At 63.9% G+C, this 13,825-nt stretch carries 12 protein-coding genes and 1 pseudogene; 3 read left to right on the forward strand and 10 right to left on the reverse strand.

Annotation, left to right across the window (positions count from 1 at the left end):
* Positions 1-53 precede the first annotated feature (53 nt).
* Both NO357_RS20650 and NO357_RS20655 read right to left on the reverse strand, forming a co-directional pair.
* Positions 54-275, reverse strand: a complete 222-nt coding sequence (locus NO357_RS20650; protein ID WP_306737654.1) for a histidinol phosphate aminotransferase — start codon at positions 273-275, stop codon at positions 54-56.
* 70 nt (positions 276-345) lie between these two features.
* Positions 346-1,467 carry a pyridoxal phosphate-dependent aminotransferase gene (locus NO357_RS20655; RefSeq protein ID WP_306737655.1) on the reverse strand — a complete coding sequence of 374 codons (1,122 nt, stop codon included), beginning with the start codon at positions 1,465-1,467 and terminating at the stop codon, positions 346-348.
* A gap of 354 nt (positions 1,468-1,821) precedes the next feature.
* On the opposite strand from NO357_RS20655, the gene NO357_RS20660 reads away from it, so the two are divergent.
* Complete coding sequence (locus tag NO357_RS20660) at positions 1,822-2,613, forward strand: crotonase/enoyl-CoA hydratase family protein (protein ID WP_306737656.1); 792 nt, start codon at positions 1,822-1,824, stop codon at positions 2,611-2,613.
* 231 nt (positions 2,614-2,844) lie between these two features.
* Here NO357_RS20660 and NO357_RS20665 read toward each other — a convergent pair whose 3' ends face one another.
* Together NO357_RS20665 and NO357_RS20670 are read right to left on the reverse strand one after the other, a co-directional pair.
* A complete protein-coding gene (locus NO357_RS20665) occupies positions 2,845-3,225 on the reverse strand; it encodes a DnaJ family domain-containing protein (protein ID WP_306737657.1) in 381 nt (126 codons plus the stop codon).
* A 131-nt stretch (positions 3,226-3,356) separates the two neighbouring features.
* Positions 3,357-6,506 (reverse strand): valine--tRNA ligase, encoded by a 3,150-nt coding sequence (locus NO357_RS20670; protein WP_306737658.1) that lies wholly within the window; start codon positions 6,504-6,506, stop codon positions 3,357-3,359.
* Positions 6,507-6,614: 108 nt separating this feature from the next.
* On the opposite strand from NO357_RS20670, the gene NO357_RS20675 reads away from it, so the two are divergent.
* Positions 6,615-7,583 (forward strand): zinc transporter ZntB, encoded by a 969-nt coding sequence (locus NO357_RS20675; protein WP_306737659.1) that lies wholly within the window; start codon positions 6,615-6,617, stop codon positions 7,581-7,583.
* A gap of 24 nt (positions 7,584-7,607) precedes the next feature.
* On the opposite strand, the gene NO357_RS20680 is transcribed toward NO357_RS20675, so the two are convergent.
* The 6 genes and pseudogenes from NO357_RS20680 to NO357_RS21460 all read right to left on the reverse strand — a co-directional run.
* Positions 7,608-8,348, reverse strand: a complete 741-nt coding sequence (locus tag NO357_RS20680; RefSeq protein ID WP_306737660.1) for a dienelactone hydrolase family protein — start codon at positions 8,346-8,348, stop codon at positions 7,608-7,610.
* A gap of 105 nt (positions 8,349-8,453) precedes the next feature.
* Positions 8,454-8,819, reverse strand: a complete 366-nt coding sequence (locus NO357_RS20685; protein ID WP_306737661.1) for a hypothetical protein — start codon at positions 8,817-8,819, stop codon at positions 8,454-8,456.
* Positions 8,820-8,864: 45 nt separating this feature from the next.
* The gene (locus NO357_RS20690) at positions 8,865-9,485 is read right to left on the reverse strand and encodes an HD domain-containing protein (RefSeq protein WP_306737727.1); all 621 of its coding nucleotides are present in this window, start codon (positions 9,483-9,485) and stop codon (positions 8,865-8,867) included.
* The gene (locus tag NO357_RS20695; protein ID WP_306737728.1) at positions 9,485-9,964 is read right to left on the reverse strand and encodes a phytanoyl-CoA dioxygenase family protein; all 480 of its coding nucleotides are present in this window, start codon (positions 9,962-9,964) and stop codon (positions 9,485-9,487) included. The genes NO357_RS20690 and NO357_RS20695 overlap by 1 nt, the downstream gene beginning before the upstream one ends.
* A 23-nt stretch (positions 9,965-9,987) precedes the next feature.
* Positions 9,988-10,155 (reverse strand): hypothetical protein, encoded by a 168-nt coding sequence (locus NO357_RS20700; RefSeq protein WP_306737734.1) that lies wholly within the window; start codon positions 10,153-10,155, stop codon positions 9,988-9,990.
* A gap of 227 nt (positions 10,156-10,382) precedes the next feature.
* Positions 10,383-10,759, reverse strand: a pseudogene (locus NO357_RS21460) (helix-turn-helix domain-containing protein); the annotation flags it as partial.
* A gap of 298 nt (positions 10,760-11,057) precedes the next feature.
* Here NO357_RS21460 and NO357_RS20705 point away from each other — a divergent pair.
* Positions 11,058-13,493, forward strand: a complete 2,436-nt coding sequence (locus tag NO357_RS20705; protein WP_306737729.1) for a GcvT family protein — start codon at positions 11,058-11,060, stop codon at positions 13,491-13,493.
* Positions 13,494-13,825 lie beyond the last annotated feature (332 nt).

Genomic DNA, 13,825 nt, shown 5'->3' on the forward strand with positions numbered 1-13,825 from the left:
TGGCTGTGTTCGATATTCTTTGCGGGGGGGGGGGGCGTGTGGTGAAGCCGGGGTCAGCCACCTGGCGAGGGCGGACGTGACGGGCTTTTGGCGACGCGGCGTCGGTATCGGTCGAGCCGCATGATCAGATAGTCAACGAAAACCGCCGCGACCAAGGCCGCGGGCAGGCCCAGTGTCGCCCAGATCAGCAGAAGGCTCCACATCAGGTTGACGAAGCCCATCACGAGGACGGCATTGGTGTAATTCGGTGCGGCCTTGCGGTCACGGTCCCGCATTGGTGGCTCTCCTTGGCTTTTGCGCAGGATAGCCCGAAATTAGCAAATAATACGTAAAGACAACGTGAAGTCAGCCGCGCGCCGCCTGCAATACCCCTGGCAAAGCCGAAGCGAACAGCGCGAGATCGCGGTCGGGTCCGCAGCTGAGGCGGATGCAGCGGTTACCCGGCGCGGCGAACGGCATGCGCACGAAGATGCCGCGCGCGACCAGCGCATCGAGCACCGCCTTGGCGAGGGTCTCGTCGCCACCGCAGTCGATAGCCACGAAATTGGTCGCCGAGGGCAGCGCCGTTAGCCCGTTCTCGGCGGCGATGCGGTTGATCTGTTCACGCGCGGCAGCAACCCTGGCAATGTTTTCGGCTAGGTATTGCTGGTCGGCCAGCGCCGCCAGGGCGCCTGCCTGGGCGGCGCGGTTCATGCCGAAATGGTTGCGGATCTTGTTGAAGGCGGTGATCAGCGGTTCCGCCGCCATGGCATAGCCGACCCGCGCCCCTGCCATGCCGTAAGCCTTTGAAAAGGTGCGCATCCGGATCACGCGCGGGTCGTCGATGTCAATCTGCGGCGCGGTGCCCAGGGGCGCGAATTCGACATAGGCCTCGTCAAGGATCAGCACTGTGCCATCAGGGATATCGTCGAGCGCGGCCTCGATCTCAGCCCCGGTCAGCCAGCTTCCCATCGGGTTGTCGGGGTTGGCGAAATAGACCAGTTTGGCATCGACCTCGGCGGCTCGGGCGAGGAGCGCCGGCAGGTCTTCGCGGTCGTCGCGGTAAGGCAGTTTTTCGAGCACGCCGCCGAAACCGGCGACATGGTAGTTGAAGGTGGGGTAGGCGCCGTCGGAGGTGACCACCGTATCGCCGGGACCGACGGTGAGACGGGCAAGATAGCCCAGCAGCCCGTCGATGCCTTCGCCGACCATGATGTTTTCTGGGTTCACGCCATGATGCGCCGCCAGCGCGTGGCGCAGGTCGTGGCTTTCCGGGTCACCATACATCCAGATGTCGCGCGCCGCCCGTTCCATCGCGTCGATCGCCTTGGGTGAGGGCCCGAAAACGTTCTCGTTGGCGCCCAATCGCGCTTTGAATTCAAATCCTTGGATGCGTTCCTGCGCCTCAGGGCCGACGAAGGGAACGGAGGCGGGCAACGATTCGGCGAGGGCGGTCAGGCGGGGACCGTGTCTGCGGTTCTGTGTCATGGGCGCGAGTTAACCGCGAAGGGGTTGGCACGGCAAGGGATTGAATAGCTGAGCCGACTGCTCGACGTCACCATGACCCGCGAGCGGAGAAGCAGAGATGGTCAACCTGACAAGCCGCAGCTTTGTCGCGGAGACATGGGCCGCGGGCGTGGTGCCGCATGGGTCGCGGACCGTGGGGAAATCCGGCGACAGGCGGACACAGGCGGACTCTGACGCAAGTTTGTGACCAATCCCTTACGGCAAGGTGCGGCGGGGAACCGGCCCTGCCATCACCCCCGGCTGTGCCGCAGGGTCAGGGGTTTTCGCCGGTGCCCGGGTCGGGCAATCTTGTTTCAACAGAAAGAGGAGGATCCGATGGCCCGCGTTAGCACCGAAATCCGCGATCACGTCGCCCATGTGACGCTGACGCGGGGCGACAAGATGAACGGCGTCGACCAGGCGATGGCCGAGGCCATCGTGGCGGCCGGTGAGGCGCTGGTCGGTAACGACGATATCCGCGCCGTGGTGCTGTCAGGCGCGGGACGGGCGTTTTGCGCCGGGCTCGACGTGGCGAGCTTTGCGCAGCTCGCGGCAGGCGATCCGCACGCCCGGATCATGTCGCGATTGGAAGGAAAGAATACCAATCTTTTTCAAGAAGTTGCAATGGTCTGGCGGCGGGTGCCGGTGCCGGTGATCGCGGCCCTGCACGGGGTCGTTTTCGGGGCGGGGTTCCAGCTGGCGCTGGGGGCGGATATCCGCATTGCCCATCCTGAGACGCAGCTGTCGGTAATGGAGATGAAATGGGGGCTGGTGCCCGACATGGGCGGCATGGTGCTGATGCCGCGGCTGATGCGCTCGGACGTGATCCGGCGAATGACATACACCGCAGAGCCGGTGAAGGCAGCGCAGGGGATGGACTGGGGGTTCGTCACCGAGCTGGCCGAAGACCCATTGGTGGCCGCTGGCCAACTGGCTGAAATCATTGCGAAAAAAAGCCCCAGCGCGGTGCGGGCGGCAAAACGGCTGATCGCCGTGGCCGAGAGCGGCACGGACGAGACCGAGGTGTTGCTGGCGGAAAGCCGGGAGCAGGCGGATCTGATCGGAAAACCGCACCAGATGGAGGTGATCGCTGCCAATATGCAAAAGCGCGCGCCGGATTTCGGTTGAGACTAAGCGACAGCGTACGGTCAGGTTAACGACGCCGCGGTGCAGAAAGCCGGGGTGTATGGCAACCCGGCTGGCCGGCTGGCTGGCACGCTGTATGGCGCTGCGCCGCGGCATTTCTTAACCGGATATTGAGTAAATGCGCCGCACGGTCGTCATGGCAGGCGACATGCGAGGCTGAAAAAGGCGACGTCCGATACCGCGTGGCTGTCGACCCGCGGGCCGCTCGCGGACTCAGTCAAGGAATTTGCGGCGGGCCTCGACCGCGATGTTGTAAGCCAGGTCCAGCCGGGCGATTTCGGCCATCAGGCGCTTTTTCTCGGCCGGGTCCGTGGCGGCCTGCCAGGCGTCGCGGGCGGCGGCGAGCTCTTTCTTGAGCTTGATCTCCTCCGGCAGCGCGCCGTGCTCGGCCATGATGCGGTGGCCGATGGCGGTGCCGGGATCGATCAGCGCGTCGCCGGGGCGATGGGGCAGGGGTTTGCCTTCGCCCTCGAGGTGATCGAGCTTGCCCTGGGCCTGGGCTTTCCTGATCTGGGCTTCGGTGAGATTGCGCAAAGAACGGGACATCGGCGCAGTATAGGCGCAGAAAGCGCCGGGCTGAAGCCCGGCCAACATTGGCGCGCCGGGCGGGCTTCCGCCCGCCACCCGGTGACGCGGCCAAAATGAGCGACGCGCCCTCGGCGAGGGCAGGAGCGGGGGCCAGCCCCCGCACCCCCGGGATATTTCTGGCAAGAGGAAGAAAGGGGTCAGCCCATGTCTTCGAGCCGTTGCATCGCCGCCTTGAGCGTGGCCTCTTCCTCTTCCCGGGCATTGAGGTTGTCCTGCGCCTCGGCCACCACCTCTTCCGGGGCGTTTTCGGCGAATTTTGGATTGTTCAGCCGGCCCTTCAACCCGCCGATTTCCTTCGCCAGCTTGTCGAGGGTTTTCTGCAGGCGGGCCTTTTCCTCTTCGACATCAATGATGTCGGCCAGCGGCAGGCCGAACTCGCCGCCCTCGACGGCGATGGTTACGGTGCCTTTCGGGAACTCTGCCATCTCGGTGAGGCTGTCGATGCGGGCGAGACGCTTGATCATCACCTCGTTGTTGGTCCAGGCGGTCTGGCCGGCGGTATCGAGGGTGCGTTGCAGCATCGGCAGGTGCAGGCCCGCCGGCACGTGCATCTGGGCGCGGGCAGAGCGAATCTCTTCGATCAGGCCGATTACCCAGTTCATCTCACGGTCGGCGGCGGGGTCGATGAGATCGCTGCCGTAGTCGGGCCAGTCGGTCAGCATCAGGAAATCGTCGCGCTGCGCAGTGGTCTGCCACAGCTCTTCGGTGATGAACGGCATGATCGGGTGCAGCAGGATCAGCGCCTGGTCGAGCACCCAGCGCATGGTAGCCTGGGTTTCGAGCTTGGCGGCTTCATCCTCGCCCTGCAGGAGCGGCTTGGAAAACTCGAGATACCAGTCGCAGACCTTGCCCCAGGTGAAGGCGTAAAGCGCGTTGGCGGCGTCGTTGAACCGGTAGTCCGTCAGGGCCGCATCGACGGTTTCGCGGACGCGGGCGGTCTCGCCGATGATCCATTTGTTCACCGTGGCCTCTGCCTGCGGGATGCCGTCGGGCGCGGCGATGTCGTAGACGCCGTTCATCTCGGCGAAGCGGATGGCGTTCCAGATCTTGGTGCCGAAGTTGCGGTAGCCCTTGATGCGGTCGGTCGAGAGTTTCAGCACCCCGCCGATCGCCGCCATCTGGGCCATGGTGAAGCGCAGCGCATCGGCGCCGTAGTCGGCGACGATCTCCAGCGGGTCGACCACGTTGCCCTTAGTTTTCGACATTTTCTGGCCCTTCTCGTCGCGCACCAGCTGGTGCAGATAGACGGTGTGGAAGGGTTCCTCGTAGCCCAGGGCCAGCTGCTGCATCATCATCCGGGCGACCCAGAAGAACAGGATGTCGAAGCCGGTGATCAGCACGTCAGTGGGGTAATATTTTTCCAGTTCAGGCGTCTTTTCGGGCCAGCCCAGCGTGCCAAGCGGCCAGAGGCCGGAGGAAAACCAGGTGTCGAGCACGTCGGGGTCGCGCCAGACCGGGTAGACGAGCCGGGTCGGGTCCTGGCTTGTCTCGTAGGCGGCGAGGCTTTCGGCGAAGGCCTGGATCGCGGCCTTGCGGTCCTCGACCTCGATGATACGGCAATGGTCGAGCGGGGTCGGCAGGCTGACCAGAACGTCCTTGAAGCCGGTCTTGACCGATGTGAAATCCGGCGCGGCGTGATGGCGTTCGTCGCCCACGAGCATGTGCTGGCTGGTGAGGAAGCGGCCCATTTCGACGAGATCGAGCACGCCGTCGCCTTCGTCGTCCTTGAAGCCGTGTGCGGCGAGGTCCAGCCCGTACCAGACCGGGATCTGGTGGCCCCACCAGAGCTGGCGCGAGATGCACCACGGCTCGATATTCTCGAGCCAGTGGTAATAGGTTTTTTCGCCGGACTCGGGGATGATCTTGGTGCGGCCTTCGCGGACGGCCTCCAGCGCGGGGCCGACCACTTTTTCGGCATCGACGAACCATTGGTCGGTCAGCATCGGCTCGATCACCACCTGCGAGCGGTCGCCGAAAGGCTGCATGATCGGCTTCGATTCGACCAGCGGCACGATGGCGTCGGCGCCCTCGGCGCCCGGTTTCAGGGCGGTTTGCCCCAGACGCGGGTCGTCGGCGCGGCAGGTCACGGCGAGGCCTTCGGCGGTGATCTGCTCGACCACCTCGGCGCGGGCCTCGAACCGGTGGAGGCCGCGCAGGTCGTCCGGGACGAGGTTGATGGCGTCGATCTCGTTTTCGGTGAACGGTTTGCCGCGGGCGTAGTCCTGGGCTGCGGCGGCCTCGTCGGCGTAGGCGCGGCCGTCGGCGCGCATGTGGCCGCTTGTGTCCATCAGGCGGTAGCAGGGGATGCCGCCGCGGCGGGCCACGGCATAGTCGTTGAAATCATGCGCGCCGGTGATCTTCACCGCGCCGGAGCCGAAGTCGGGGTCGGGATACTCGTCGGTGATGATCGGGATCTGGCGGCGGTGCTCTTTCGGGCCGACGGGAATTTCGCAGAGCTTGCCGACGATCGGGGCATAGCGTGTGTCCGACGGGTGCACCGCAACCGCGCCGTCGCCCAGCATGGTTTCAGGCCGGGTGGTGGCGATGGAAATGTAGTCGCGAGTCTCCTCGAGGACGACATTGCCGTCTTCGTCCTTTTCAACATAGGTGTAGGTTTCACCGCCGGCGAGCGGGTATTTGAAATGCCACATATGGCCGGCGACCTCGATATTCTCGACCTCAAGGTCGGAGATCGCGGTCTCGAAATGCGGGTCCCAGTTCACCAGCCGCTTACCGCGGTAGATCATGCCCTTCTCGTACATGTCGACGAAGAATTTGATCACCGCGTCGTGGAAGTTGGGGCTGCTCTCGTGGCCGGTGCGCGGGTCGCCGGGCGCGCCGGCCATGGTGAAGGCGTTGCGGCTCCAATCGCAGGAGCAGCCCAGGCGTTTCAGCTGCTCGACGATGGTGCCGCCATACTGGCCCTTCCATTCCCAGACTTTTTCGAGGAATTTCTCGCGGCCCATTTCGCGGCGGCTTTCGTTACCTTGCGCCGCCAGCTGCTTTTCGACCTGAAGCTGGGTGGCGATGCCGGCATGGTCCTGCCCGGGTTGCCACAGCGTGTCGAAGCCGCGCATGCGGTGCCAGCGGATCAGCACGTCCTGCAGCGTGTTGTTAAAGGCGTGACCGACGTGCAGCGCTCCGGTGACGTTGGGCGGCGGGATCATGATGCAGAAGGTGTCGTCGCGTTTGGCGTGGGCGCCGGCCTTGAAGGCGCCGGCCTCTTCCCAGGCCTTGTAGATCCGGCCTTCGGCCTCGGATGCGTCGAATGTCTTGTCCATCGCCATTTTCAAGGGTCCTGCTTGATCCGCGTTGCGTTTCGGGTTCCTCTACCCAATGAGGGCGGAAAGGAAAAGCGGCAACGCCGGTTTTTCGGCATCCGAAGAGAGGACGTCATGAGCGAAAGCAGGGCATTCCGGCTGAATGGCCAGGGTGCGGCCGAAGAAATAGCGGTGCCCGACGGGGCGCCGGAGCAACCTGGGACGGGATTTGTCTGGGTGCATCTGTCGGGCAAACCCGAGGAGATCGACGCCTGGTTCGAGCGCGCGGATCTCGATCCGCTGGCGGTCGAAGCGCTGACGGCGGACGAGACCCGGCCGCGCTGCACCGTGCATGATGGCACGATCCTGTTGAACCTGCGGGGCGTGAACCTGACCCCCGGAGCCGAGCCGGAGGACATGGTCTCGCTCCGGACCTACCTGTCGGAGTGGCTGGTCGTTACGCTGCAGCGGCGGCCGCTCTACGCCGTGCGTGACGTGATCATCGAGAGCCTGGCCGGGCAGGCCGCGGTGTCTCCGGGCGAGTTGATCGCGCGGATTGCGCTCAGGCTTGCCGACCGCGCCGAGCCGGTGGTGATGTCCCTCAACGAGCGGATCGACGATCTGGAGGACCAGGTTCTTGAAGGTGCCGGTTCGGTGCGGCGCGGCGACCTGGCCGACGTGCGGCGCATGGCGATCGTGCTGCGCCGCTACATGGCGCCGCAGCGCGATGCGCTGACCACGCTGGAAATCGAGGAGACCGGCTGGCTGCACGGGCCTGACCGGTCGCGGCTGCGCGAGGCGGCGGAACGGGTGACGCGGCTGGCCGAGGAGCTTGATGCGATCCGCGACCGGGCACAGGTGGTGCATGACCAGATCATGGACATGCGGTCGGAGGCAATGAACAAACAAATGCTGGTGTTGTCGGTGGTCGCGGCGCTGTTCCTGCCGCTGGGGCTGATCACCGGTCTGCTTGGGATTAACGTCGGTGGTATTCCGGGGGCGGAGGTGGGCTGGGCGTTCTGGGGTGTGTGCGGGCTGCTGCTGGTCGTCGTCGCATTCCAGCTGTGGCTGTTCAGGCGGATGGGGCTGATCGGCAAGAGGTGAAGCGGGTCGTGCCGAAAGCTCGGCCTACGCGGTGCGCCCGAGGCCGAGCCGGGCGGCGAGATAGTCTTCCATCCGCACATAGGCCGGTTCGTGGAAATGCACGGTCAGAAGCGCGTGTTTGCGACCTTCAAATTCCACGGTCTCGAGATGGTCACCGAAGGCGCGTTCGAGGGCGGTCCGGTGGCGGGCGGTCGAAATCCGGTCCCCCTTGTAGCGCATCGCGAGGCCGGGTCCCTTTTTGGCCATGCCGACGCGGGCGGTTTCAATCTGGTCCGGTCCCATGTGCAACGCGTCGCCAGCCATCACCGGCAGCGATGGCTGCGAGGCGACGCCGCCCGCGACTGACGGCTCGGACATCAGCGCGAGCGCGAACTCGCCGGTAAGGCACATGCCGATCACCCCCACCCGTGCGCCGTTTTCGCGGGCGGAGACTTCGGCCACCAGCGCCCGGAACCAGGCGCCGATCGGACTTTCACGGCCGCGGGCGAAAATGTGGAACTCGCGCCGGATACAGAGAACGCGGCACGTGTTGCCGAAGAAGCTGAGCCGTCCGAAGGGCCCGAGGAAATGGGCGAGATAGACACGAAAGCCGCGTGCGGCCAGCCTGTCGGCCAGCGACAGGGTTTGCGGGCCGATACCGGGCAGTTCCTGCAGGATCAGGACCGGCGGGCCGTCGCCTTTTACATAGACGTCATGGGTCGTCCTGCCACCGCCATGCAGCGGGCCGGTGAAGGCGAATTTGTTGTGGTGGGGCCAGTCGGTCATGCGGCGGATGCTACCCGCGGCCAACCGGGTTGCCAATTGGTGGAGGATTCGCAAACGGGTGCGCAAGGCAACCCTGTTTGACCCTGCGCCCAATGCGAGGAGGTTTCATTGTCGCATCGCCAGACCAGTCACAAGCGCGGCCAAGAAAATGAGAGTCAGTGGAATCCATGTGCCAAGCGGGCTCGCAAACATCGCGAAGCTGCGTTCGATCAGCATGGCAACAACGAAAACGTCCAAGAGCACCGCCGTGACAAGAAAAGCCAGGGCCACCGCAAGCGGCGTGAAAGATCCGAAAAACCGGAAATATGTCCAAGCGGCCACCACGGCTCCGATTGGCGCGCCGGTGGCGTGAAGGACCAATGTTGCATCCATGCTCATGATAAGTTGTCCGGCGGCGATCAGGCTCCCGCAAAACGCCCACAAAGCAAACGAAAACGCTAAAAGCACCAAGCCTTGCGACAGACGGCTCATGTTTCCCCCTTTTCCTGTCACCGCATGTCTTGATCAGGCCTCGGATCAGCGACGCGCAACGGCGACATTCTCGACGACCAGCGGTTCCCGGGCGCCGGGGCGGATCACTTCCGGGTCATAGGGTTTGCGGGCGAAGACCTCGCGCACCATACCGACAAAGAAATCGAGCGAAAGGTCGTCGTAATCGGGGTCGAAGCTCGCCTGGTCCCAGCGCTCGCAGAACTCGGCGCAATCGTCGAAATAGGGGTGGCCCTTGTGGCGGTCGCGCTTGTGCTGGTTGCCGCCGGGGATCTTGTCGCCGTAGTAGAGCATCTGGAAATCGCCGTGGGTCTGGACGCACCAGGCGACCTGCTCGCGCACGAAGGGGCGCAGGATGGCGGCGGCGTATTCGTCGTGATTGTAGGGCGCGTAGATGTCGCCGATATCGTGCAGCAGCGCACCCACCACCCAGTCGATATCGGCGCCGTCGCGCCAGGCGCGGGTGGCCGATTGCACCGAATGGCCGAGACGGGTGATCTGGTAGCCGCTGAGCGATTCATCGAGCTCGACCAAGGCCTTCAGCAGCCGGTCGGCGGTGTGGCTGGCGTATTCGGTTTCGTGCTCGGTGAGAAAGGCGTATTCCTCGGCCGTGCCGTCCTTCATCTGGGTGAAGTTGACCTTGTCCATCATGCGCAGAGCCCTTTCGCGTTTCTTGTGCCCTTCATCATAACCTTGGCCTGAGCCGAGCGGATTTCATCGTGAAGTGCAAGGCTTTCAGAGGTGAAATTGCCCCGCGGCGGGGCGAAATCGGTGAAATGCCCTGGCCGGTCGATGCTGCGCACCGGCATGGCATCGTCTTTTTCGCCGACCTCCTGCGCCACGTCGGTGTCGACATAGCGGATGACGCAGGCGATGCGACGGTCCCCGGTCGTGTTGGGACCCGAGCCGCGGATGGTGCGCCCGTGGTGCGGGCGGATCTGGCCGGAATGAATCTCGATCGGCACCTTGTCGTCGGCGGCGACGTCGATGCGGATTTTCTGGCCGCGGGAGAGCAGATTGTTGTCGTCGAACCTGTCCTCGTGCGATCCGCGCGCGAATTCAATGCAGCCCGAAGCGGGGCGGACCTGCCCCGCTTCGGACCAGCCGTTGCTGTGGACGCTGGAAATGGCGACGGGGGGCTGCCCGGGTTTTACGCCGGCACCCCGATATCGTCCTGACTCTGTCGATGGGCAATGCGCTCGCGGATTTCGCGCAGGGGTTTCACGACCTGATGGTGATCTTCCGTAACCCCTAGGTTTTTTGCATCGAAAGCGACCTGCCGAAGGGTGCGGTTTCTGTTTGCCGGCAGCACGATCATGGCGGCGGCGCTGGCGTCGGAGGGACAGGGGACGGTGCTGCCCGGGCACTGGCGTCGGACAAGGTGATATGAGACGCCGGGTTGGTGGACTGCCTGCGGGGTTCCGGGTTGACGGGGCCGAGGCCGATCGCCTGGTCTATGATGACCGCACAGCGTCAAGGGCCGCGGCGCGGGTGCTCTGGGAATAGCCTTTGCGCTACGTGGCAATGTCAGCGCCGGCGACAGGCCAGCTTAAAGGGCTTCGGCCGCCGTGCCCGGCCACAGGCCGCCTGATCCGACCGTGTCGCGCGATAGCGGCGGCGCGCCCCGTTGCGCCGCACCTTACGGCTGATCGTCGAAGGCGCCCGCTTCGGCGGCCGCGCAATCTTGCACGGCGACAACTCTGCTCGAAGGTCCCGGGAAATTTCCTCGCGTTCGGCTAATGTCAGAGACAGCCGCAACCGCCTCTGCTCCGGAGGAAATACACCACCCGTCCGCGCAAGCAACGGGTAGATCGACGACGAGTTGCGATCAAACAAACGATCGAACTCATCGACTCCCCATGCTGCCAGCGATCCCAAATCTCAGCCTTCTGCTTCTGCGTGAAGTAGACCGGTCGGCATATCCCATGTTGAACGCTCCTTCTGTCGCTAAAAAGTGAAGTGTTGCGCCCGCCGATGAATCGATCCCCAAAATCGGACCTATCGCAAAACCGACAGGCGAACTAATCTGGGACTTGTGATTGACATACCTGAAGGTGGAGCGTTTGGTCGTGGTGGGCGACTACGAAAGCCCTCCAGCGGAAACCGGCTATGTTCCTCTGACAGGAGCGTTCCCGGAAGCCCTGAACCGTGATTGACATCGATGTGGGGGGCGATTTTCCCTACCCGGTAGAGAATGCCATTCAGGAAAGAGTGATCGCGATGCGGGATCAGGCCAGAGTCGTCATCATCGGGGGCGGGATCGCCGGCTGCTCGGCACTCTACCATCTTACGCTTGAGGGCTGGACGGATGTCATGCTGATCGAGCGTGACGAGCTGACCTCGGGTTCTACCTGGCATTCTGCTGCCCAAGTCACCAATTTCGGTATGACCCAGACCATGGTTGGCCTGAAGAGCCATTCCATCGCGCTTTACCAGGAGCTGCGGGACGATCCGGACTATCCTGTCGGTTACAATTACGGTGATGGCGGAATCCGGCTTGCCAATACAGAGGCGCAGATGGACGGCTATCGTCACTTCGCCTCCATGGCCGCCGGTATCGGGGTCGAACTCGAGGTGATCGACGCCGCGGAATGCGCCCGCCGCCACCCTCTGATATCGACCGAGAACCTTCTCGGCGGGCTGTGGGATCCGAGTGACGGCCATATCGACCCGGCGCAGCTGTGTCAGGCGCTGGCCCGGCGAGCACGGCTGGCCGGCGCCGAAGTCAACCGGCATACGCCTGTCACCGGGCTGACCCAGCATGCCGATTACAGCTGGACCGTGCACACCGAAAAAGGCGACGTGAGAGCCGAGATCGTGGTCAATGCCGGCGGCTATCGCTGCAACGAGATCGGCGCGATGATGGGGGTTCAACACCCCGTCGTCTCGATGGAACACCAGTATTTCCTGACAGAGGACATCCCCGCCATCGCCGAGGCTGGGCATCGCATACCGCTGTTGCGCTGTCCGATCAGCGACTACTATTGCCGGCAGGAAAAAGGCGGGCTGCTGCTCGGCTTCTACGAGCAGGACTGCCGGACCTGGGGGCTGGACGGGATCGATCCCAAGTTCTCCAACGACCTCTGCCCCGACGATCTGGACCGTGTCACTGATGTGCTGGAAGGGGCATTCGCCCGGATGCCCGTGCTGATGACAACCGGCATTCGCGAGGTAGTGAACGGCCCGATCACCTATACGATCGACGGCGCGCCGCTGGTCGGGCCGATCCCCGGCAAGCGCAATGCCTTCTGCATCATCGGGCTCCGGGCCGGGCTGGGTGAAGGCGGCGGCCATGGCTGGCTTTTGGCGCAGCAGATCGTGCACGGCGAGGCGGAGTATGACACCTGGGTGATCGACCCGCGCCGCTTTACCGGCCATGCGACGGTGGAACTGACCGCGCTCAAGGCGATCGAGGATTACCGCAACGAGTTCCGCTTCCACTTCCCGCACGAGCACCGCCCTGCCGGGCGCCCGATGAAGACAACGCCGCTCACCCCGATCCTCGCGGCCGAGGGTGCCGAATTCGGCACCGTAAATGGGTGGGAGAGGATCGACTATGTCAAACCGACACCGGACTTCACCGAAACCCTCGGCTTCCGTTTCAACGAGGTTCACGCCGTCGTGGCAGACGAGGTAAATACGGTTGCCACCGCAGTTGGCCTGACCGAGGTTTCGGGGTTCAACCGGTTCGAATTGACCGGCAGGGACGTGCACAGCTTCCTCGATCGCATGATCTGTGGGCGGGTGCAGAAACGCCCGGGCCGGGTCGGACTGGGCTACCTGCTGAACCATCACGGCATGGTCAAGTCCGAGGCGACGATCGCCAATATCCCGGCGTCGGATCGGGGCGGGAGCCGCGTCTGGTACGGCTCGGCAGCAGCTTCGGAATTTCACGACATGGACTGGCTGACGGCGCATCTGCACGATGACGAGGACGTGACCATCCGTTCCCTGACAAACGCGCAGACCATCCTGGTGCTGGCCGGCCCCAAATCCCGCGCGGTACTGTCGCAAGCGTCGCGCGGGGATTGGTCGCGCGAGTCTTTCCCCTGGCTATCGGTGCGCGAGGCCCTTGTCGGCATCGCGCCCGCGACGGTTCTAGGAGTCAGTTTCTCGGGTGAGCTGGCTTATGAAATCCATGTGCCGAACGAAAGTCTGCAGGCGGCCTATACCGCGCTGCGCAAGGCGGGCGAAGCGCATGGCCTGCGCTTGTTCGGGGCGCGGGCTGTCGACTCGATGCGGCTTGAAAAAGGATTCCTGCATTGGAAAGCGGACATCCTGACCGAGTTCGATCCGTTCGAATCCGGGCTCGACCGGTTTGTCACCTTCGATAAAGGCGATTTCATCGGCAAGGCGGCCCTGCTGGAACGTCAGAAGACCGGCCCCGCACGGAAGCTGGTAACATTGGCGATCGGTACGTCAGGGGCGCCCGCACCGGCCGGGGCCTCGGTGCGAGGCTCAGGCGGTATCGTCGGAACCGTGACCTCCGGCGACTGGGGGCACCGAACCGGCTTGAACCTTGCCTATGCTTATGTCCAGCCGTTCTGTGCTCGGGACAGTTCAGAGGTCACAATAGACATCCTTGGCGCCCCGGTCCCAGCGCGTGTGATGCCGATGTCACCTTATGATCCGGATCATGAGAAAATGCGGGCGTGATTTCAGGCGAGGCGAAATTCTGGAACGGCAAACCGCGCCGCAGCATTTCGATGAAAGCCCAATGTGTTCAAACGGCCATTTGTGCTTTTCGAAACCGATCGAACGAAACTCCGGAAAGTCCCGCGCAGCTGTCATCGAAGTCAAGCGTGACGTAAACTCTCTCCAGGCCAAAAGCGCCACGGCTGCGACCTGCCTCGTCTGTTGGCGGACCATGCCCGCGCGAAGACGCTTGTCCCGCCAGCCACCTGCCGGCGTGACGTTTCGGCAGGTTCCGGTTTGCGGGTGAAATCCGCTTGGCATGGTCCAGCGCGGCATGTTCAACTTGGCACAAA

It is taken from the genome of Marimonas arenosa (genome assembly GCF_030848945.1).
GTDB classification, from domain to species: domain Bacteria; phylum Pseudomonadota; class Alphaproteobacteria; order Rhodobacterales; family Rhodobacteraceae; genus Marimonas; species Marimonas arenosa.

Coding starts and splice junctions, on each gene's coding strand:
- NO357_RS20700 (WP_306737734.1), bottom strand. CDS start 10,155: ATGATCGTGCTGCCGGCAAACAGAAACCGCACCCTTCGGCAGGTCGCT.
- NO357_RS20660 (WP_306737656.1), top strand. CDS start 1,822: ATGGCCCGCGTTAGCACCGAAATCCGCGATCACGTCGCCCATGTGACG.
- NO357_RS20705 (WP_306737729.1), top strand. CDS start 11,058: ATGCGGGATCAGGCCAGAGTCGTCATCATCGGGGGCGGGATCGCCGGC.
- NO357_RS20680 (WP_306737660.1), bottom strand. CDS start 8,348: ATGACCGACTGGCCCCACCACAACAAATTCGCCTTCACCGGCCCGCTG.
- NO357_RS20665 (WP_306737657.1), bottom strand. CDS start 3,225: ATGTTGGCCGGGCTTCAGCCCGGCGCTTTCTGCGCCTATACTGCGCCG.
- NO357_RS20650 (WP_306737654.1), bottom strand. CDS start 275: ATGCGGGACCGTGACCGCAAGGCCGCACCGAATTACACCAATGCCGTC.
- NO357_RS20690 (WP_306737727.1), bottom strand. CDS start 9,485: ATGGACAAGGTCAACTTCACCCAGATGAAGGACGGCACGGCCGAGGAA.
- NO357_RS20655 (WP_306737655.1), bottom strand. CDS start 1,467: ATGACACAGAACCGCAGACACGGTCCCCGCCTGACCGCCCTCGCCGAA.
- NO357_RS20675 (WP_306737659.1), top strand. CDS start 6,615: ATGAGCGAAAGCAGGGCATTCCGGCTGAATGGCCAGGGTGCGGCCGAA.
- NO357_RS20685 (WP_306737661.1), bottom strand. CDS start 8,819: ATGAGCCGTCTGTCGCAAGGCTTGGTGCTTTTAGCGTTTTCGTTTGCT.
- NO357_RS20670 (WP_306737658.1), bottom strand. CDS start 6,506: ATGGCGATGGACAAGACATTCGACGCATCCGAGGCCGAAGGCCGGATC.